17 protein-coding genes are annotated in these 19,085 nt (G+C 72.6%); 7 read left to right on the top strand and 10 right to left on the bottom strand.

Going from position 1 to position 19,085, the window contains the following annotated elements:
- Positions 1 to 204 precede the first annotated feature (204 nt).
- Entirely contained in the window at positions 205 to 1,734 is a 1,530-nt protein-coding gene (locus tag ACFY9E_RS05215; protein ID WP_390980311.1) for an MFS transporter, read from the top strand.
- A gap of 19 nt (positions 1,735 to 1,753) precedes the next feature.
- Here the strand turns inward: ACFY9E_RS05215 and ACFY9E_RS05220 are convergent, their stop codons facing one another.
- Together ACFY9E_RS05220 and ACFY9E_RS05225 are read right to left on the bottom strand one after the other, a co-directional pair.
- A complete protein-coding gene (locus ACFY9E_RS05220; RefSeq protein WP_390979440.1) occupies positions 1,754 to 2,209 on the bottom strand; it encodes a VOC family protein in 456 nt (151 codons plus the stop codon).
- Between the two features lie 64 nt (positions 2,210 to 2,273).
- Entirely contained in the window at positions 2,274 to 3,116 is an 843-nt protein-coding gene (locus ACFY9E_RS05225) for a helix-turn-helix domain-containing protein (RefSeq protein WP_390979442.1), read from the bottom strand.
- Between the two features lie 242 nt (positions 3,117 to 3,358).
- Here ACFY9E_RS05225 and ACFY9E_RS05230 point away from each other — a divergent pair, with 242 nt between their 5' ends.
- The 3 genes from ACFY9E_RS05230 to ACFY9E_RS05240 all read left to right on the top strand — a co-directional run bounded on the left by ACFY9E_RS05230 (position 3,359) and on the right by ACFY9E_RS05240 (position 6,215).
- Entirely contained in the window at positions 3,359 to 4,801 is a 1,443-nt protein-coding gene (locus ACFY9E_RS05230) for a family 43 glycosylhydrolase (RefSeq protein ID WP_390979444.1), read from the top strand.
- Between the two features lie 61 nt (positions 4,802 to 4,862).
- A complete protein-coding gene (locus ACFY9E_RS05235; protein ID WP_390979446.1) occupies positions 4,863 to 5,789 on the top strand; it encodes a polysaccharide pyruvyl transferase family protein in 927 nt (308 codons plus the stop codon).
- 105 nt (positions 5,790 to 5,894) lie between these two features.
- Entirely contained in the window at positions 5,895 to 6,215 is a 321-nt protein-coding gene (locus ACFY9E_RS05240; protein WP_390979448.1) for a DUF3040 domain-containing protein, read from the top strand.
- 15 nt (positions 6,216 to 6,230) lie between these two features.
- On the opposite strand, the gene ACFY9E_RS05245 is transcribed toward ACFY9E_RS05240, so the two are convergent.
- From ACFY9E_RS05245 to ACFY9E_RS05255, 3 genes are all read right to left on the bottom strand, one after another.
- On the bottom strand, positions 6,231 to 7,208 hold the full coding sequence (locus tag ACFY9E_RS05245; RefSeq protein WP_390979450.1) for a glycosyltransferase family 9 protein: 978 nt from the start codon (positions 7,206 to 7,208) through the stop codon (positions 6,231 to 6,233).
- Positions 7,209 to 7,323: 115 nt separating this feature from the next.
- Positions 7,324 to 7,923 (bottom strand): HAD-IIIA family hydrolase, encoded by a 600-nt coding sequence (locus tag ACFY9E_RS05250; protein ID WP_390979452.1) that lies wholly within the window; start codon positions 7,921 to 7,923, stop codon positions 7,324 to 7,326.
- On the bottom strand, positions 7,920 to 8,921 hold the full coding sequence (locus ACFY9E_RS05255) for a glycosyltransferase (protein ID WP_390979454.1): 1,002 nt from the start codon (positions 8,919 to 8,921) through the stop codon (positions 7,920 to 7,922). Before ACFY9E_RS05255 ends, ACFY9E_RS05250 begins: the two co-directional genes overlap by 4 nt.
- 146 nt (positions 8,922 to 9,067) lie before the next feature.
- Here ACFY9E_RS05255 and ACFY9E_RS05260 point away from each other — a divergent pair, with 146 nt between their 5' ends.
- Both ACFY9E_RS05260 and ACFY9E_RS05265 read left to right on the top strand, forming a co-directional pair.
- On the top strand, positions 9,068 to 9,856 hold the full coding sequence (locus tag ACFY9E_RS05260; protein WP_390979456.1) for a polysaccharide deacetylase family protein: 789 nt from the start codon (positions 9,068 to 9,070) through the stop codon (positions 9,854 to 9,856).
- A 28-nt stretch (positions 9,857 to 9,884) separates the two neighbouring features.
- A complete protein-coding gene (locus ACFY9E_RS05265) occupies positions 9,885 to 10,325 on the top strand; it encodes an SRPBCC family protein (RefSeq protein ID WP_390979458.1) in 441 nt (146 codons plus the stop codon).
- A gap of 47 nt (positions 10,326 to 10,372) precedes the next feature.
- Here ACFY9E_RS05265 and ACFY9E_RS05270 read toward each other — a convergent pair whose 3' ends face one another.
- From ACFY9E_RS05270 to ACFY9E_RS05290, 5 genes are all read right to left on the bottom strand, one after another.
- Positions 10,373 to 11,524 (bottom strand): XdhC family protein, encoded by a 1,152-nt coding sequence (locus tag ACFY9E_RS05270; RefSeq protein WP_390979460.1) that lies wholly within the window; start codon positions 11,522 to 11,524, stop codon positions 10,373 to 10,375.
- Positions 11,525 to 11,561: 37 nt separating this feature from the next.
- On the bottom strand, positions 11,562 to 13,019 hold the full coding sequence (locus tag ACFY9E_RS05275) for a solute carrier family 23 protein (protein WP_390979461.1): 1,458 nt from the start codon (positions 13,017 to 13,019) through the stop codon (positions 11,562 to 11,564).
- A gap of 110 nt (positions 13,020 to 13,129) precedes the next feature.
- Positions 13,130 to 15,529 (bottom strand): molybdopterin cofactor-binding domain-containing protein, encoded by a 2,400-nt coding sequence (locus tag ACFY9E_RS05280; RefSeq protein ID WP_390979463.1) that lies wholly within the window; start codon positions 15,527 to 15,529, stop codon positions 13,130 to 13,132.
- A 2-nt stretch (positions 15,530 to 15,531) separates the two neighbouring features.
- A complete protein-coding gene (locus ACFY9E_RS05285) occupies positions 15,532 to 16,113 on the bottom strand; it encodes a 2Fe-2S iron-sulfur cluster-binding protein (protein ID WP_390979465.1) in 582 nt (193 codons plus the stop codon).
- A complete protein-coding gene (locus tag ACFY9E_RS05290; RefSeq protein ID WP_390979467.1) occupies positions 16,113 to 17,003 on the bottom strand; it encodes an FAD binding domain-containing protein in 891 nt (296 codons plus the stop codon). Before ACFY9E_RS05290 ends, ACFY9E_RS05285 begins: the two co-directional genes overlap by 1 nt.
- Positions 17,004 to 17,381: 378 nt before the next feature.
- On the opposite strand from ACFY9E_RS05290, the gene ACFY9E_RS05295 reads away from it, so the two are divergent.
- Positions 17,382 to 19,055: a PucR family transcriptional regulator ligand-binding domain-containing protein gene (locus ACFY9E_RS05295; RefSeq protein ID WP_390979469.1), complete on the top strand. Its 1,674-nt coding sequence runs from the start codon at positions 17,382 to 17,384 to the stop codon at positions 19,053 to 19,055.
- Positions 19,056 to 19,085: the final 30 nt, after the last annotated feature.

The raw sequence follows: 19,085 nt of genomic DNA on the forward strand, positions 1-19,085 counted from the left end.
GAGGAGGTCGTCCTCACACCGCCGAGGGGTTGCCGGGGGACGCGTTCGGGGGTATCAGTGTGCCGCCCGGGGCGGAAAGAGTCCTGTGATGCGACACGACGGGGCCGGGCGCAAACTGAGGGCGTGAGCAGCACGCGCCCGGGGCGCGGCGAAGCCGCGACCCCCTCCCGATCCGCACCGCAGCAGTCCCTCGCGCTGGCGGCGATGATGTTCGCCGTCGCCATGACCTTCATCGACCAGACCATCGTCTCGATCGCGGCCCCGGACATCGTCCGCGAACTGGGTCTGTCGTCCTCCGGCATGCAGTGGGTGGTCAACGCCTACCTGCTGGCCCTCGCCGCGTTCTTCGCCCTGGGCGGCCGGCTCGCGGACCTCTACGGGCCGCGCCGGATCGTCGTGATCGGCACGCTGGTGTTCGTCGTGTCGTCGGTGCTGTGCGGCTGTGTCCCCGAGGGCGGCGCCGCACAGACCTGGCTGATCGTCTTCCGCGGCACGCAGGGGCTCGGGGCGGCTCTGCTCTTCCCGGCGGCCCTGGCCGTGGTGGTGGCGGTGTTCCCGGTCGAGCGGCGGGGCCGCGCCCTCGCCCTGTTCTTCGGGGTCACCGGCGCGCTGACCGCCGTCGGCCCGCTGCTGGGCGGCTGGCTGACCAACTGGACGTGGCGCGCCGTGTTCTGGGTGAACGTGCCCGTGGCGATCGTGGCGCTGGTCCTCACGGCCCTGGCGCACATCCCCGACCGGCGGCGGTCCGGCACCCTGGACATCCCGGGCGCCGTGCTGATCGCGGCCGGCATGGGCCTGAGCGTCCTCGGCTTCCAGCAGGCCTGGTCCTGGGGCTGGGACAGCTGGGCGACCTGGGTGTGCATCGCGGGCGGCCTCGCGATCCTCGCCGGGTTCGTCCGCTTCGAGCGGCGGGTGGAACATCCGCTGATCGACCTGCGGGTCTTCCGGGACAAGGCGTTCACCGTGGACGCGGCGGTGCTGTTCTTCTCGATGCTCGCCTTCGTCCCGTTGTTCTTCTTCACGTCCGTGTACGCCCAGGTGTCCCTGAGCGCCTCGCCGAACCAGGCGGCCCTGTTCCTGCTGTACTTCTTCGTCGGTTTCGCCATCGCCTCGCAGTGGGGCGGCCGGATCCTCGACAAGAGGGGTGCGCGTCCGGCCCTGAAGCTGGGCACGGCCGTGGGCTGTGTCGGTTTCGCCCTGTGGGCGGGCAAGCTCACCGACCTGTCCATGCACGACCAGTGGCCCTACGCCGCCCTCGCCGGGGCCGGTATCGGTTTCGTCCTGGCGCCGGCCTCCACGGACGCCGTCAACCGGGCCATCGGCGCCTCGTACGGCGAGGTCACCGGCATCACCCAGACCGTGCGCAACTACGCGGCGAGCGTGGGCCTGGCCGTCTACGGCACGATCCTGACCCACGTCACGACCGACAACGTGGTGGGCACCCTGACGTCCCGGGGCATGTCCGCCGCCGACGCGAACACCGTGGCCCGCGACGTCACCGAGTCGATCACCGGCAGCGGCGACGCCCGGCCGCCCACCGGCACCGGCCCCGCCGCCGAGGCGGCCCGGGAGTCGATGTCCGCGATCCGCATGGACTTCGCCGAGGCCAACCAGTGGGTGTTCTACGGCATGGCCATCGCCCTGGGCATCGGTTTCCTGTGCGCCCTGCGGCACCCGGGCGGCAAGGTGGCCGACACCTCCTCGGTGGAGGAACCGGTCGTGCGGACGCACTGACCGGTGCCCCACCTGCGCTTCAGGACGTGAACAGGCCTGTCGTACGTTCCTGGATCTGCTCCGGCGTCAGGTCCTCGATGGTCCGGGAGATCATCCAGAGATGCCCGAACGGGTCGGCGAGGCGGCCCCCGCGCTGCCCGTAGTGCTGGTCGGCGACGGGGTACACCACCGTCGCCCCGCACCGCAGCATGGCCTCGGCGACGGCGTCCGCGTCGGACACGTCGAGCGCCATGATCACCGGGCTGCCGCCGAGGGACGGGGGAGCCGGGTCACCGGCGTCCTCGTCCTTGACCGCGATCTGCGTGCCGCCGAGACGCAGCACGGCGTGCACGATCTTCCCGTCGGGGGCGGTGTAGCGCTCGGTCTCCTCGGCGCCGAGCGCGTCCCGGTAGAAGTCGATCGCCCGGGCCGCGTCGGAGACCACGAGCCGTGCGTAGAGGCGGGTGACGGCGGGTGTGCCGGTGGTGTTCGTCATGCCTTCACGATCGCGGGTGCCGGGCGGTGTGGATTGTAGAAAACCGCCGACCGGGCGCAGTCCGTCATCCGCCGAGCGGAACGTGGTTGCGTTCGTGCGGCGAGCGCGGCGCGTACGCGGTAGGGGTGATGCCGGCGAACGCGCGGAACTCGTGGATGAGGTGCGCCTGGTCGTGGTAGCCGCAGTCCACGGCGAGGACCGCCCAGTCGGGGGCCCCGTGCCCGGCGTTCACACGGCCCAGCAGCCGCTGGAAGCGCCGGATGCGCGCATATCGCTTGGGCGTCAGGCCCAGGTGTTCGGCGCAGGTGCGGGCCAGCCGTCCGGTGGTCCAGCCGAGCCGGTCGGCGACCTCGCCCACGGGTGTGCCGCGATCGAGCAGGGCAGCGGCGTGACGGACCGCCGGGTCGGGCTCCAACGGGCGTACCGCCCGGCCCAGCAGGGCCGTCTCCAGCACCTTCAGTCCGGCCCGTGGGCCACCGGCCGTCACGGCGTCGAGCAGCCGCTCGCGCAGCACCGCACCGTCCGTTCCCCACAGTTCACCGAGGCCGGCGAGCTCGTCACGGACCTCCGAGACCGGGGCGCGGAGGAAGGGCCGGGCGCCCGCGGGCCGGAACGCCACCCACAGGACGGCCCGTTGCTGCGCCGGGTCGATCACGGCCGGCTCGGCGTACGGCCCTTGCAGGGCAGCGCCCCCGGTACGCCGGTCCGCGCCCCGCAACGGGGACGAGGACAGGGCGTCCCCGTCGAGGTTCACCAGCAGTTGCGCCCCGCCGGTCGGCAGGGCCAGCTCGGCGGAGTGCGCGAACCGCCCCTCGGTGTAGCCCATCGCGCCGATCAACGGCACGAGCGCCGGCGCAGAGGGCCGGACCGTGAGCGCGACGGGCGGCTCGGCAGCCGTACGGGACATGCGTCCAGCCTACGGCCGTGCGAAGCCGCCGGCCCGGCCCGGGCGGTCACGGAACCGGGTTCGGAGAACGGCAGCGCGAGGACCTGCTGTCCGCGTCCGCTGTCCATGATTGTCCGAACCGTTGACGGGGGTGGGAGCCCCACCTATCTTCTGACCGACTTCATGGCCGAATTCACGAACCGTGTTCGATATCACGGACAGCGTGACTCGTCCCCCCTCCCCCGATCCCCCGGAGAACCCCCTTGAGACCTAGAGCCGTACGGCTGCTCCTGGCCGTCCTGGTCGCCCTCGCGGCCTGCCTCGCGGGCGCGCCCGCCCAGGCCGCCGTGCCCGACTCCCCCGCCGTCACGTACACCAACCCGATCGCGGAGAAGCGGGCCGACCCGCACATCGTCAAACACACCGACGGCTACTACTACTTCACCGCGACCGTCCCCGAGTACGACCGCATCGTGCTGCGCCGCGCGACCACCATCCAGGGGTTGAAGACAGCACCCGAGACCACCATCTGGACCAAGCACACCAGCGGCGTGATGGGCGCCCACATCTGGGCGCCGGAGATCCACTTCATCGACGGCAAGTGGTACGTCTACTTCGCCGCCGGCGCCACCAACGACGTCTGGGCGATCCGGATGTACGTCCTGGAGGGCACCGGCGCCAACCCGCTCACCGCCTCCTGGACGGAGAAGGGGCAGATCAGGACCCAGTGGGAGAGCTTCTCCCTGGACGCCACCACCTTCGTCGTGGGCGGCGTGCGCTACCTGGCCTGGGCGCAGCGCGACCCGTCGGTGAACAACAACACCGACGTCTACCTCGCGAAGATGGCCAACCCCTGGACGATCACCGGCACTCCGGTGATGCTGTCGCGGCCCACCTACGCGTGGGAGACCGTCGGATACAAGGTCAACGAGGGTCCGGCCGTGATCCAGCACGGCGGCAAGGTGTTCATGACGTACTCCGCGAGCGCCACCGACGCCAACTACTGCCTGGGCATGCTCACCGCCTCCGCGAGCGCCGACCTGCTCAGCCGTGCGTCCTGGAGCAAGAGCCCCACCCCGGTGTTCACCAGCAGCGCCGCGACCAGCCAGTACGGGCCGGGCCACAACTCCTTCACCGTGTCCGAGGACGGCAGGAGCGACGTCCTCGTGTACCACGACCGCAGTTACAAGGACATCAGCGGCGACCCCCTCAACGACCCCAACCGCCGCACCCGCGTGCAGAAGGTCTACTGGAACGCCGACGGCACCCCGAACTTCGGCATCCCGGTGGCCGACGGGGTCTCCCCGCAGCGCTTCTCCTCGTACAACTTCCCGGACCGGTTCGTCCGGCACTACGACTACCGGGCCAGGATCGAGGCGAACGTCGGCAAGCTCGCCGACTCGCAGTTCCGGGTCGTGCCGGGTCTCGCGGGCAGCGGCACCGTCTCGCTGGAGTCGGCCAACTTCCCCGGCTACTACCTGCGGCACGAGAACTTCGAGGTGTGGCTGGAGAAGTACGACGGCAGCGCCGGGTTCGCGTCCGACGCGACCTTCCACCAGCGCGCCGGACTCGCCGACCCCGCGGGCGTGTCCTACGAGTCGTACAACTACCCGGGGCGTTACGTCCGCCACTGGGAGTACCTGCTGAACGTACAGGCGGTGAGCACCTCCACCGACCGGGCGGACGCCACCTTCTACGCCCAGTGACGGCGCGGCATATGAGCGTAATGCCCTGATTGCCTTCTCGCCGGGCGGGCACTCAGGGCATGTGCACACACAAGAGCGCAAGCGACCGCGCAGGGTGCTGCTCACCGGGTGGTTCAGCTTCCGGGACAGGGAGGCGACCGCCGGGGACGTACTGGCCCTGCGCCGGGTGGAGGACGTGCTGCGGGGCACGGGCATTGCCTACGACGTGGCCTGGAGTCCCCGCTTCCGCCCGGAGGCGCTGCACCTGGACCGGTTGTGGCCCGAGGACTACACCCATCTGGTGTTCGTGTGCGGCCCGCTGCACGGGCCGCAGATCGAGGAGCTGCACCGGCGGTTCGCGCACTGCGTGCGGATCGCCGTCGGCACCTCGGTGATCGACCCCGCCAGCGCGGCCGTGACCGGCTTCCACCGGGTGCTGCCCCGGGACGGACCGGACAGCGAGCCGGTGGAGGACCTCGCGGCGCGCGCCCCGGACGTACCGGCACGGCCCGTCGTCGGGGTGATCCTCGCCCACGGGCAGCCCGAGTACGGGCATCTGCGGCGGCACGGGCAGGTCGCCGAGGAGGTGACGCGCTGGCTGGCCGCGAAGGACTGCGGCCGGCTGGAGCTGGAGACCCGGCTGGACACGCACGACTGGCATCTGAGCGCGACGCCCGCGCAATTGCAGTCCGTGCTGGCCCGGCTGGACCTCGTCGTCACGGACCGGCTGCACGGTCTGGTGATCGCGCTGCGCGTCGGCACGCCGGTGCTGGCCGTCGACCCGGTCGCCGGTGGCGCCAAGCTGACCGCGCAGGCCCGTGCGTGCGGCTGGCCCGCGCTGGTGCCCGCGGAGCGGCTGGGCGTGCGGCAGCTGGACCGCTGGTGGGACTGGTGCCTGACCGGGGGCCGGGTGACCGCCCGGCAGATCCGCGACGGGTTCCGCGAGGGCACCGTGCCGGACAGCGCGGACCGGCTCGTCGAGGCGCTGGCACGGCCGGTGCCCGGTTAGCCCGAGGGCACCACGGGGCACCCGCTTGTACGTCCCCCGCTGTACTTCCCCCGCCGCACGTCCCCCCGGGAGGAGAGACGGTCCGGCCGCCCGGAAGGAGAGAGCGTGTCCATCGGCCGACTTCCCGAGAACGAGCAGCGCATCCTCGACGAGATGGAACGGGCCCTGCGCCGCGACCGTCGCCTGGCTCGCAGGTTGCGCACCCACCGAGTGAGCCGCCGCCCCGACCCCGCCCGCGTCCTGGCCCGTCTGGCCTCCTACCGCCCCCGCGGCTGGACCGTGGCGGTCCTGCTCGCGGTGTCGGTCGGGCTGATGGTGGCCGGGATCGTCACGTCCGAGCCGGGTGTGATCTGGGCGTTCGCCGCGCTGTGGCCCCTGACGCTGTTCGCCGCGTTCCGGCTGATGTGCCGGTGGTGCGGCAGCTGAACGCGGTCCTTCCCGCTACGGCCGCGCGGCGCCGGGCAGTTCGTCCACGGCGTGCAGGACGTCGTCGGGGGTGATGCGCAGGAGCGCCGGGTCGGGCCGGCGGCCGTGCGGGTCGCCCTCCGGGCCGTACCACAGGGCGCGGTGACGCGGATCGGACGGCGGGCCCCAGCGGCTGGGGGCGACCGGCCCGAACAGGGTGACCGAACGCGTGGCGTGGGCGACCGCGAGGTGGGCGACACCGGTGTCGCCGCTGATCACGACGTGGGCGCCCGCCACGAGGGCGGACAACCGGTCGAAGGGGAGGCCGCCGCCGAACACGTCGGTGTCGGGCAGGCGCGCCTCCTTGGCGAGCCGGGCCACCAGGTCGCCCTCGGCCGCGCCGCCGGTCACCACGACCCGCAGGCCCCGGGCGCGCAGTCCCGCCGCGACGACCGCGTACCGCTCCACGGGCCAGCAGCGCGCGGGTGACCCCGCGCCGGGGTGCAGGACGACCGCACCGGGCGCCGGGGACGCGGCCTGCGGGCGGGGCAGCAGCAGATCGCCCGGGTCGGCTTCGATGCCGTATGCCCGCAGCAGCCGGCACCAGCGGTCGCGTTCGTGTTCCTCCGCGTACCAGGGCGGGCCGTCGATCCCGGGCAGGTCGGGGTGGGCGAAGGCGAGCAGCTTCAGCGGGCGCAGGGCGAGGAGCAGGCGGTGGCTGGGCGGGCCGTTGCCGTGCAGGTCGACGGCGATGTCCGGGGGCGGGCCGGTCCAGTCGAGGGTGCGCGGGACGGCCCGGCCGGGGGCGGAGGCGGGCAGCAGCCGGTCGACGGCCCCGGTCGCCGCCGCCACCGGGGCGAGTTCGGCGGGCGCCGCGAGCACGAGTTCGTGCCCCGGATGGGCCCGCCGCAGGGCGCGCAGCGCGGGGACGCCGGCCAGGAGGTCACCGAGTCCGAGGGCGCGCAGGACGAGGAGGCGGGGGCGGGCGGGCTGCGCTGTCCGGTCCGGGGTCATGACAGCAGCCTGCCGCGCGTGTGCCGGGTTCGCCGCCGCAGGCCCGCCCATCGGGTGCCGCCCGGCAGCACCGCGGCCGGGTCGGTGAGGGTGACGGCCTCGGGTGTGCGAGCCGTCACCGGTGCCCGTCGGGTCCGGGGCCGGCCGTGAACGCCTCCTGGATGGGGCGTTCGTCGACGAGGACGCGGCCTTTCGGCGGTCCGTCCAGCACCGCGCGGACGGCGGTGAGCAGGTCCGGCGCGACGTGGTCGGCCCGCGTGGTCTCCTCGGGGCGGGTGCGCCCGTTCGGGACGAGGATGCCGTGGGCGCCCGCCCGGCGCGCGGCCTCCGTGTCGGTGGCGGTCGCGCCGACGACGACGAGTTCGGCGGGTCCGGTGCAGATCCGCCCGCCCGCCCAGAGCAGCATGCCGGGCTGCGGCCTGCGGCAGCCGCAACCGTCGTCGGGGCCGTGCGAGCAGACCGCGAACACGTCGAAGGGGCCGAGGAGTTCGTCGACGCGGTGGTTGACGCGACGGACGTCGGCGTCGGTGAGCAGCCCGCGGGCGACGCCTGGCTGGTCGGTGACGACGCCGGTGCGGATGCCGTGCTCGCGCAGCAGGGCGAGCGCCTCGCGGGCGCCCTCCACGGGGCGTACGCGGTCGGGGTCGGCGTTGTGGGGGACGTCCTCGACGAGCGTGCCGTCGCGGTCGAACAGCACGGCTTTGACCGGGCTCACGGGGTGGCCTCCTCCTGCCAGGCGGGGGTGTGACGGTGGCGCCAGGCACCTGCCAGCCGGTGCCAGGTCGCGGTGGGCGGGATGAGCACGCTGGTGGCGAGCATCGTCGTCACCTCGTGGCGGGTGCGCGGGCCGGGGGCGATCCGGGCGCGGGCGAACTCCGCGGTGCCGGCCGCCCAGCCGAGGGCGCAGGCCGTCGCGGCCCGGCCGTGCCCGGTGGCGGCGAGGGCGCACGCGGCGATCCCCGCGGTCGTGATGGCCGCGTGGGTGCGGATCCGGCCGCGCGGGGCTACGGCCTTGTGCCACCAGTCGGGGCCGTGCAGATGCCGCATGAGGGCGTCGTCGGCGTTACCGCGCTGCTGGCGCACGGACGCCCAGCGGGAGGCGGAGCCCACGGGGTGGCGGGTGGTGCGGCGGCCCTGCCGGATGCGCCGGCCCGAGTCGAGGACGCGCAGCGCGAGGTCGGCGTCCTCGCGAAAGGCGCGCCGGAAGCGTTCGTCGAAGCCGCCGACCTGCTTGAGGACCTCCGTGCGGTAGGCCATGTCGGCGGTGACCCAGTGGGCCCTGGCGAGTCCGGCGGTGCCGCGTTCCCAGTCGGTGGGGCGGCGTTCGCCGGGCAGCGGCACGGCGAGGACGCCCTGGACTCCCGCGGTGTCGGGGGACGCCTCGGCGAGGTCCTCGGCCAGCTGCTCGCACCAGCGGGCCCCGACCTGGACGTCGTCGTCGAGGAACACGGTCCACGGCGCGCGCACGGCACGCAGCCCGGTGTTGCGGGCGGCGGCGGGCCCACGACCGCCGCCACCCAGCACGGTGGTCCGCTCCCGCAGGTCGCCGAGGACGCTCAACGGGTGCTGGAGCGGACCGGGTTCGGGGTCGGTGCGGTCGTCGACGAGGACGATCTCCTCGGGGCGCGGCCCGGTCGCGGCGGCGAGGGCGGCGAGACAGTCGGCGAGGGTGTCCGGTACGAGGGTGGGGATCACGACGGCGTACGAGGTCATGCGGGCGGGCCTCCCTCCGGCGGTGTGCGCGGACCACGGTGCTGGCGGGTGCCGCGGTACGGCTCCCTCAAACACCAGGTCAGGCCGTCGGGGGCACGCCTCGGTGACTATAAACCGCGCGTATACACGCGATATATAGTCCCGGCATGCCTTCTCTGACCAGGAAGATGAAGAAAACGGGGATCGCGTTCCGAACGGCAGGAACGCTCGCGGCGACCGCCGCCCTCACCCTCGCCCTGAGCGGCTGCACGGGGGCCGACACCACGGCTCCCAGTGCCGCCCGGGCCCGCCCGGCCACGGACATGCAGGCGGCCCGTTTCGGTGCCGTCGACTGCCGCGAGGTCAAGTGCATCGCACTCACCTTCGACGCCGGGCCGAGCGAGCACTCCGCGCGGCTGCTGGACATCCTGAAGGAGAAGCAGGTCCCGGCGACCTTCTTCCTCCTGGGCAAGCGGCACATCGAGAGGTACCCGGAGCTGGTGCGGCGGATGGCCGACGAGGGCCACGAGGTGGCCAGCCACACCTGGGACCACAAGATCCTGACCCGGCTCGGGCCCGAGGAGATACGCGAGGAACTGGAACGCCCCAACGAGGAGATAGAACGCCTCACCGGCCGGCGCCCCACCCTGATGCGCCCGCCGCAGGGCCGCACCGACGACACCGTGCACGCCATCTGCCGTGAACTGGGCCTGTCCGAGGTGCTGTGGAGCGTGACGGCGAAGGATTACCGGACGACGGACTCCGATCTGATCACCCGCCGCGTCCTCGCCCAGTCCTCACGCGACGGGATCATCCTCCTGCACGACCTCTACGACGGCACGGTGCCGGCCGTACCGGGGATCATCGACGCCCTGAAGGAACGCGGCTTCGTGTTCGTCACGGTGCCCCAGCTGCTGGCACCGGGGAAGGCGGAGCCGGGGAAGGTGTACCGATAACCCTCCACGGGTTCTCTACGATCGGGGAGTGGCGAACTTCCTGCTCGAACGCACCGTCCCGCTCCCCCTCGACGAGGCGTGGCGGCGGATCACGCGGTGGCCGCGGCACGGTGCGGCGGTGCCGCTGACGGTGGTCCGGGTGGTGCCGCCCGGGCCGACGCGCGAGGGCACCCTCGTCGTGGCCCGCTCGGGCGCCGGGCCGCTGGTCTTCAACGATCCGATGGAGGTCACGGTGTGGCGGCCGCCCGAGGGCGGGGCAGCGGGGATGTGCCGGCTGGAGAAGCGGGGCCGGGTGGTGCTGGGATGGGCCGAACTCGAAGTGCGGCCCGGCCCGGGGGGCCGTACGCGGGTGATCTGGCGGGAGGAGATCCGGGTCCGGTTCCTGCCGTCGCTCTTCGACGGTGTGGTGCGGCATGCCTCGCGGTACGTGTTCGGGCGAGCCCTGAACCGCCTGCTCAGACAGCCCTGACGGACCGGCCGCGGGACGGGGCCCGAGCGGCGTCACCCTGCGGGCCCTCAGGCCACCGAGCCGATCCGCCCCACCTTCGTCGACTCCGGCTCGTGGTGGATCGGCGTGTGCGCCCCGGTCAGGGAGACGCCGCTGCCGCCCCGCCGGCCGGCGACGATCTCCGAAGCGATCGACAGGGCCGTCTCCTCGGGGGTGCGGGCCCCGAGATCCAGGCCGATCGGCGAGTGCAGCCTGCTCAGTTCCAGCTCGGTGACGCCCACGTCACGCAGCCGGGCGTTGCGGTCCAGGTGGGTGCGCCGGGAGCCCATGGCACCGACGTACGCCACCGGCAGGCGCAGCGCCAGCTTCAGCAGGGGGACGTCGAACTTGGCGTCGTGGGTGAGTACGCACAGCACCGTCCGCGCGTCGACGTCCGTGCGCTCCAGGTAGCGGTGGGGCCAGTCGACGACGATCTCGTCGGCGTCGGGGAAGCGCGTCCGGGTCGCGAAGACGGGGCGCGCGTCGCACACGGTGACGTGGTAGCCGAGGAACCTGCCCATGCGGACCAGGGCGGAGGCGAAGTCGATCGCCCCGAAGACGATCATGCGGGGTGCGGGGACCGACGACTCGACCAGAACGGTGAGGGGCACTCCGCAGCGGGAGCCCTGCTCACCGATCTCCAGAGTGCCCGTGCGGCCGGCGTCCAGGAAGGCGCCGGCCTCGGCGGCGACCGTGCGGTCCAGCTCCGGATGGGCGCCGAAACCGCCGTCGAAGGAGCCGTCGGGGCGGACCACGAGGGCCCGGCCCGTCAGTTCGCGCGGGCCCGACACGATCCGCGCGACCGCCGCCGCCTCCCCTCGGGCGGCGGCGGTGAGCGCGGACGCGACCACCGGGCGGACCGGATCGGCGGCCCGTACCGGGGTGACCAGGATGTCGATGACGCCGCCGCAGGTCAGGCCCACGGCGAAGGCGTCGTCGTCGCTGTATCCGAAGCGCTCCAGGACGGTTTCGCCGTCCCGCAGCGCCTGCTCGCACAGCTCGTAGACCGCGCCCTCCACGCAGCCGCCGGAGACCGAGCCGATCGCCGTGCCCTCGGTGTCCACCGCGAGCGCGGCACCGGGCATGCGGGGCGCGCTGCCGCCGACGGCCACCACGGTGGCCACGGCGAAGTCACGGCCCTGCTCGACCCACCGGTTCAGCTCCTCGGCGATGTCCAGCATCTGTCTCGGTCTCCTTGGGGTTGCGGCGGGCGGGGCGTCAGTGGACGCCGAGCCAGCTCTCGATCGGGTTGAGGGCGAAGTAGACGAGGAACACCGCCGTGAGGATCCACATGAAGGCGCCGATCTCGCGCACCTTGCCCTGCGCGGTCTTGATGGCGACGTAGGAGATGACGCCCGCGGCGACACCGGTGGTGATGGTGTACGTGAACGGCATCAGCACGACCGTGAGGAACACCGGGACGGCGGTGGCCCGGTCGGCCCAGTCCACGTGCCGGGCGTTCATCAGCATCATGGCGCCGATGACGACGAGGGCGGCGGACGCGACCTCCTGCGGCACGATCGCCGTGAGCGGGGTGAAGAACAGGCAGGCCGCGAAGAACAGGCCCGTGACCACGGAGGCCAGCCCGGTGCGGGCGCCCTCGCCGACACCCGTCGCCGACTCGATGAACACCGTCTGCCCGGAGCCGCCGGACACGCCTCCGATCGCGCCGCCGGCCCCGTCGATGAACAGCGCCTTGGACAGGCCCGGCATACGGCCCTTGTCGTCGGCGAGCTTCGCCTCGGTGCCGACGCCGATGATGGTGGCCATCGCGTCGAAGAACCCGGCGAGCACCAGGGTGAAGACGATCATGCCGACGGTCATGGCGCCGACCTCGCCCCAGCCGCCGAACCGCACGTCCCCGAAGAGCGTGAAGTCGGGCATGGAGACGGCGCTGCCGTGCAGTTCGGGCGCGCCGCCCGCCCACTGCCTGGGGTCGACGACGCCGGCGGCGTTGAGGATCGCCGCGACGACCGTGCCGCTGACGATGCCGATGAGGATGGCGCCCGGGATGTTCCGGGCCTGGAGCATGAAGATCAGCAGCAGGGTGCCGGCGAAGAGCAGGACGGGCCAGCCGGCCAGTTCGCCCGCCGGGCCGAGCGCGAGGGGCGTGGCCTTGCCCTGGTGCACGAAGCCGGACTTGTAGAAACCGATGAGGGCGATGAACAGGCCGATGCCCATGGTGATGCCGTGCTTGAGGGCGAGCGGGATCGCGTTCATGATCATCTCGCGCAGGCCGGTGACGACCAGCAGCATGATGATCACGCCGTACATCACGCACATGCCCATCGCCTGCGGCCAGGTCATCTCGGGTGCGACCTGGGAGGCGAGGACCCCGGAGACGGACAGGCCGGCGGCGAGGGCCAGGGGCACCTTGCCGACGAAGCCCATCAGCAGGGTGGTGAAGGCCGCCGCGAACGCGGTCGCGGTGATCAGGGCCGGCTGGGCGAGGGTGGCCCCGGCCGCGTCCTTGCCGGACAGGATCAGGGGGTTGAGCAGGAGGATGTACGCCATCGCCATGAAGGTCGTGATGCCGCCGCGCACTTCACGGGCGACCGTGGACCCTCTGTGGGATATGTGGAAGTACCGGTCGAGCCAGGACCGTCCGGCCGGGACGCGGGTGCCTTCACCCGCGTCCTCGGCTGTGGCCCTCGGCTCCAGTGATTGCTGGGTCATGGGTGCCGTCTCCCAAGTTTCAAAGGGGGTTGGGATGTTCACGACCCGGGGGACGGCCCGAGACGAACTGGGGACCCGGGGGGCGGCGCCCCCCAGGTCGACGTGACTGCTCAGCCCTCGGTGAGCTGCGTACCCGTCAGGTGCTCGGGCCTCACCGGAGTCCGGTTCAGCTCGAGCCCGGTCGCGTCGCGGATGGCCGCGAGGACGGCCGGGGTCGACGACAGGGTGGGTGCCTCACCGATGCCGCGCAGCCCGTACGGGGCGTGCTCGTCGGCGAGTTCGAGGACGTCGACCGGGATGGTCGGCGTGTCGAGGATGGTCGGGATCAGGTAGTCGGTGAAGGAGGGGTTCTTGACCTTCGCCGTCTTCGGATCGACGACGATCTCCTCCATGACCGCCACGCCCAGGCCCTGCGTGGTGCCGCCCTGGATCTGGCCGAGCACCGACAGCGGGTTGAGCGCCTTGCCGACGTCCTGGGCACAGGCCAGCTCGATGACCTTGACCAGGCCGAGCTCGGTGTCGACCTCGACGACGGCCCGGTGCGCGGCGAAGGAGTACTGCACGTGCCCGTTGCCCTGGCCGGTGCGCAGGTCGAAGGGCTCGGTCGGCCGGTGCCGCCACTCCGCCTCGACCTCGACGGCCTCGCCCTCCAGGACGTCGGCCAGGTCGCCGAGGACCTCGCCGCCGTCGGTGACGACCTTGCCGCCCTCCAGGAGCAGTTCGGCCGTCGCCCAGGCCGGGTGGTAGGAGCCGAACTTGCGGCGCCCGATCTCCAGGACCTTCTCGCGGACCAGCTCGCAGGAGTTCTTCACCGCGCCGCCGGTGACGTACGTCTGCCGCGAGGCCGACGTCGAACCGGCGCTGCCCACCTTGGTGTCGGCCGGGTGGATGGTCACCTGCGTGACGCCCAGTTCGGTGCGGGCGATCTGCGCGTGGACGGTGACGCCGCCCTGGCCGACCTCCGCCATGGCGGTGTGCACGGTGGCGACGGGCTCACCGGCGACGACCTCCAGACGGACCTTGGCGGTGGAGTAGTCGTCGAACCCCTCGGAGAAGCCGACGTTCTTGATGCCCACCGCGTAGCCGACCCCGCGGACGACGCCCTCGCCGTGCGTGGTGTTGGACAGGCCGCCCGGCAGCTGCCGTACGTCGGCGCCCTCGCTGGACTCCCACTGGCGCTCCGGCGGCATCGGCATCGCCTTGACGCGGCGCAGGAGTTCGGCGACCGGGGCCGGGGAGTCGACGGGCTGGCCCGTCGGCAGGAGCGTGCCCTGCTCCATGGCGTTGAGCCGGCGGAACTCCACCGGGTCCATGCCGAGCTTCGCGGCGAGCTTGTCCATCTGCGCCTCGTAGGCGAAGCACGCCTGGACCGCGCCGAAGCCGCGCATCGCGCCGCAGGGCGGGTTGTTGGTGTAGAGGGCGATGGCCTCGATGTCCACGTCCTCGACCACGTACGGGCCGACGGACAGGGAGGAGGCGTTGCCGACGACGGCCGGGGAGGCGGAGGCGTAGGCGCCGCCGTCCAGGACGATCCGGCACTTCAGGTGGGTGAGCTTGCCGTCCTTGGTGGCCCCGTGCTCGTAGTGGAGCTTCGCGGGGTGGCGGTGGACGTGCCCGAAGAAGGACTCGAACCGGTTGTAGACGATCTTGACGGGCTTGCCGGTGCGCAGGGCCAGCAGGCAGGCGTGGATCTGCATCGACAGGTCCTCGCGGCCGCCGAACGCGCCGCCGACGCCGGCCAGCGTCATCCGCACCTTGTCCTCGGGCAGTCCGAGCACCGGCGCGATCTGGCGCAGGTCGCTGTGCAGCCACTGCGTGGCGATGTAGAGGTGGACGCCGCCGTCCTCCTCGGGCACGGCGAGGCCGGACTCGGGGCCGAGGAAGGCCTGGTCCTGCATGCCGAAGGTGTACTCGCCCGTGACGATCACGTCGGCCCGTTCGCGCGCCGCCGCGACGTCACCGCGGATGATCGGCTGGCGGTGCACGATGTTGGGGTGCGGGACGTGGCCGGCGTGGTGGTCGTCGCGGTTCTCGTGGATGAGGATCGCGTCCGGGGCGGTGGCGGAGGCCTCGTCGGTGACGACGGGCAGCTCGCGGTAGTCCACCTTGATCTTCGCGGCGGCGCGGCGCGCGGTCTCCGGGTGGTCGGCGGCCACCAGGGCGACCGGCTCGCCGTGATGGCGGACCTTGCCGTGGGCGAGGACCGGGGTGTCCTGGATCTCCAGCCCGTAGTTCTTCACGTCGGTGGGCAGGTCGTCGTAGGTCAGGACGGCGTACACGCCGGGCGTGGCGAGGGCCTCGCTCGTGTCGATGGACACGATCTCGGCGTGCGCGACGGTGGAGCGCAGGATCTGCCCCCACAGCATGTCCTCGTGCCACATGTCGGACGAGTACGCGAACTCGCCGGTGACCTTGAGGGTGCCGTCGGGGCGCAGCGTGCTCTCGCCGATGCCGCCCTTGGTCCGGGATCCCTGGGTGATCTTCGTGGGGGTTCCGCTGGGGGAAGCCATGATCAGACCGCCTCTCCCTGCCGGGCGGCCGCGAGCCGGACCGCGTCCATGATCTTCTCGTAACCGGTGCAGCGGCACAGGTTGCCCGACAGCGCCTCGCGGATGTCCGCGTCGGTCGGGGTCGGGTTGCGCTCCAGCATCTCGTCGGCGGCGACCAGCAGACCGGGGGTGCAGAAGCCGCACTGCACGGCGCCGGCGTCGATGAACGCCTGCTGGATCGGGGAGAGCGCGGTGCCCTCGCCGGTGTGCGAGTCGCTGCCCTTGGCTTCCCACTGGTGTGCGTTCTGCATCGACGTACCGCAGGCGCCCGACGCGCAGCCGCCCTCGGCGCGCTGCTTGGCGAAGTCGGCGAGCCCCTCGACGGTGACGACCTCGCGGCCCTCCACCTGCCCGGCGGCGACCAGGCACGAGCACACCGGCACACCGTCCAGCCGGACCGTGCACGAGCCGCACTCGCCCTGCTCACAGGCGTTCTTCGAACCCGGCAGCCCGAGCCGCTCCCTCAGCACGTACAGCAGGGACTCGCCCTCCCACACGTCGTCGGCTTCCTGCGGACGGCCGTTGACCGTGAAGTTGACACGCATCACGCAGCTCCCTCGGTGGTGCGGCGGGCGCCGCGGTAGGACTCCCAGGTCCAGGTCAGTGTGCGGCGGGCCATGACGCCGACCGCGTGGCGGCGGTAGCTCGCGGTGCCCCGGACGTCGTCGATCGGATTGCAGGCGGCGGAGCACAGGTCCGCGAACTGCTTGGCGACCGAAGGGGCGATGATCTGCCCGTTGTCCCAGAAGCCGCCCTCCTCCAGCGCGGCGTTCAGGAACTCCTCGGCGGCCTTGGCCCGAACGGGTGTCGGGGCGGCCGAACCGATCCCGGTCCGCACGGTCCGCGTCCCGGGATGCAGCGCGAGTCCGAAGGCGCACACGGCGATCACCATCGCGTTCCTGGTTCCCACCTTGGAGAACTGCTGCGGTCCGTCGGCCTTCTTCACGTGCACGGCCCGGATCAGCTCGTCGGGCTCCAGCGCGTTGCGCTTCACGCCCGTGTAGAACGCGTCGATGGGGATGCGGCGCGTGCCGCGCACCGACTCGACCTCCACCTCGGCGCCCGCGGCGAGCAGCGCGGGGTGGGCGTCACCGGCCGGGGAGGCGGTGCCGAGGTTGCCGCCGACGCCGCCGCGGTTGCGGATCTGCGGGGAGGCGACCGTGTGCGAGGCGAGGGCGAGACCCGGCAGCTCGGTGCGCAGGTTCTCCATGATCTTGGTGTAGGGCACGGAGGCACCCAGCCGCACGCTCTCCTCACCGACCTCCCACTCGGAGAGATCGCCGATGCGGTTCAGGTCCAGGAGGTACTCGGGCCGGCGGTGGTCGAAGTTGATCTCGACCATCACGTCGGTGCCACCCGCAATCGGCACAGCCGAGGGGTGCTCCGCCTTCGCGGCGAGCGCCTCCTCCCAGCTGGCGGGGCGAAGGAAGTCCATGACCGGCTCTCTTCTTCGTCTTCTCGTGGGGCGTTCAGATTGAGCCAATCCGTGTGCGGCGGTCCCGGCTCGTTCATGTGCTGTTGACGCGTAATGGACTCAGTACACAGCGCGCTGCGCCGAGCGAGTCAGTCACGGAAACCATGAAGGAGTTGGCTGGCCAGGACAGGCATCTTGTAGATTCGTATGAACGGAGGTCCTCGGAAACCTCCTCGTTCTCCTGTGGAAACGCGCGACACAGCCGCGTGACCTGGGACACAACCCGGACACGGTCCGGGGGCCGACGGGCAACGCCCGCCGACCCTCCGAACAGGCGTTCCTCGCATACCCCTCCACGATCCACCATAGATTTCGAGACAAAGAACGGCGGCGACGAGAATGCGGCTGCGCGCACTGCTGGACACCGACGCGCTGGGCCTCAAGCTGCTCGGCGGCGAGGACGAGCTGGACCGCACCGTGCGGGGTGTGATGACCACCGACCTGCGCGACCCCAGCCGCTACCTCGCGGGCGGCGAACTGGTGCTCACGGGCCTGGCCTGGCGCCGGGACGCCGACGACTCGGAGCCGTTCGTCCGGATCCTGGTGCAGGCGGGCGTGACGGCACTCGCCGCGGGCGAGGCCGAGCTCGGGGACGTCCCCGAGGACCTGGTGGTGGCCTGCGCCCGCCACCACCTGCCGCTCTTCGCGGTGCACGAGTCGGTGGCGTTCGCGACGATCACCGAGCACGTCGTGCGGCAGGTCTCCGGCGAGCGCGCCGGAGACCTCGCGGCGGTCGTCGACCGCCACCGCCGGATGATGACCTCCGGCCCGGCGGGCGGCGGCCCGGACGTGGTCCTGGACCTGCTCGGCACGGACCTGGACCTGCGCGCCTGGGTCCTCTCCCCCACCGGCCGCCTGATCGCGGGCTCGAAGGCGGCGGGCCCCGCCCTGCCGGCCGGGACGTGCGCCCGGCTCGCGGGAGAACACCTGGCCGCCACCCGCACGGGCCGCCGCGGCCCCCACCGCGCCGTCCTGGGCGCCACCACGTACTCCCTGTTCCCGGTCCGCTCCACGGGCCGCTCCCCGCAGCCGTCCCGGGACGTCCGCGAGACCGTCCTGTCGGACTGGCTGCTGGCCGTCGAGGCGGACGCCGGGGACTGGCCGGAGGAGCGCCTGGACCTGCTCTACGGCGTCACCCAGCTGATCGCGGTCGAACGGGACCGCCGCGACGCCGCCCGCACGGTCCGCCGCCGCCTCGCCCAGGAGGTCCTGGAACTGGTCCAGACGGGCGCGGCACCCGCCGAGATCGCCGCCCGGCTGCGCGTGGCGGCGCCGGTGCTGCTGCCCGGCCTGGGCGCCGCGCCGCACTGGCAGGTGGTCGTGGCCCGCGTCGACTGGGACGGCGAGGAGATCGAGGGCGGCCCGGTGGCGCAGGCCCTGCTGGAGGAGGTCCTCGTCGACCCCGCCGCCGCCGGGCCCGAGCACTCCGACCGCATCGCCGTGGCCCACACGGGCGACGAGGCCATCGCCCTGGTGCCCCTCCCGGCCGTCTCGACGGAGCACGACGGCTCGGAGACGGGCGTCCTCGCCGACGCGCTCCTGCAATCGGTGCGCGACCCCCTGACGGCGGGCCTCGACGGCGACGGCCGCCTCACCCTGGGCGTCAGCGCGGCCGTCCACTCGGCGGAGGGCCTGCGCGGCGCGCTGGAGGAGGCCCGCCACGCCCGGCGCGTCGCCGCGGCCCGCCCGGGCCGGGTCTGCGCGGCGGGCCACCAGGAACTGGCCTCGCACGTCCTGCTGCTGCCGTTCGTCCCGGACGACGTCCGCCGGGCCTTCACGGCCCGTCTCCTGGATCCCCTGCGCGACTACGACCGCCGCCACCGCGCCGAGCTGATCCCCACCCTGGAGGCCTTCCTCGACTGCGACGGCTCCTGGACCCGCTGCGCCGCCCGTCTGCACCTGCACGTCAACACGCTGCGCTACCGGGTCGGGCGTATCGAGCAGTTGACGAGTCGTGACCTGTCGCGCCTCGAGGACAAGCTGGACTTCTTCCTGGCACTGCGCATGAGCTGATACGCGAGGTGTCCCGGAGGCGAACCCGGG

Source organism: Streptomyces sp. NPDC012466, assembly GCF_042955215.1.
In the GTDB taxonomy this organism is placed as follows: Bacteria; Actinomycetota; Actinomycetes; order Streptomycetales; family Streptomycetaceae; genus Streptomyces.

Coding starts and splice junctions, on each gene's coding strand:
- ACFY9E_RS05215 (WP_390980311.1), top strand. CDS start 205: ATGATGTTCGCCGTCGCCATGACCTTCATCGACCAGACCATCGTCTCG.
- ACFY9E_RS05220 (WP_390979440.1), bottom strand. CDS start 2,209: ATGACGAACACCACCGGCACACCCGCCGTCACCCGCCTCTACGCACGG.
- ACFY9E_RS05225 (WP_390979442.1), bottom strand. CDS start 3,116: ATGTCCCGTACGGCTGCCGAGCCGCCCGTCGCGCTCACGGTCCGGCCC.
- ACFY9E_RS05245 (WP_390979450.1), bottom strand. CDS start 7,208: ATGACCCCGGACCGGACAGCGCAGCCCGCCCGCCCCCGCCTCCTCGTC.
- ACFY9E_RS05255 (WP_390979454.1), bottom strand. CDS start 8,921: ATGACCTCGTACGCCGTCGTGATCCCCACCCTCGTACCGGACACCCTC.
- ACFY9E_RS05260 (WP_390979456.1), top strand. CDS start 9,068: ATGCCTTCTCTGACCAGGAAGATGAAGAAAACGGGGATCGCGTTCCGA.
- ACFY9E_RS05270 (WP_390979460.1), bottom strand. CDS start 11,524: ATGCTGGACATCGCCGAGGAGCTGAACCGGTGGGTCGAGCAGGGCCGT.
- ACFY9E_RS05275 (WP_390979461.1), bottom strand. CDS start 13,019: ATGACCCAGCAATCACTGGAGCCGAGGGCCACAGCCGAGGACGCGGGT.
- ACFY9E_RS05280 (WP_390979463.1), bottom strand. CDS start 15,529: ATGGCTTCCCCCAGCGGAACCCCCACGAAGATCACCCAGGGATCCCGG.
- ACFY9E_RS05285 (WP_390979465.1), bottom strand. CDS start 16,113: ATGCGTGTCAACTTCACGGTCAACGGCCGTCCGCAGGAAGCCGACGAC.
- ACFY9E_RS05290 (WP_390979467.1), bottom strand. CDS start 17,003: ATGGACTTCCTTCGCCCCGCCAGCTGGGAGGAGGCGCTCGCCGCGAAG.
- ACFY9E_RS05295 (WP_390979469.1), top strand. CDS start 17,382: ATGCGGCTGCGCGCACTGCTGGACACCGACGCGCTGGGCCTCAAGCTG.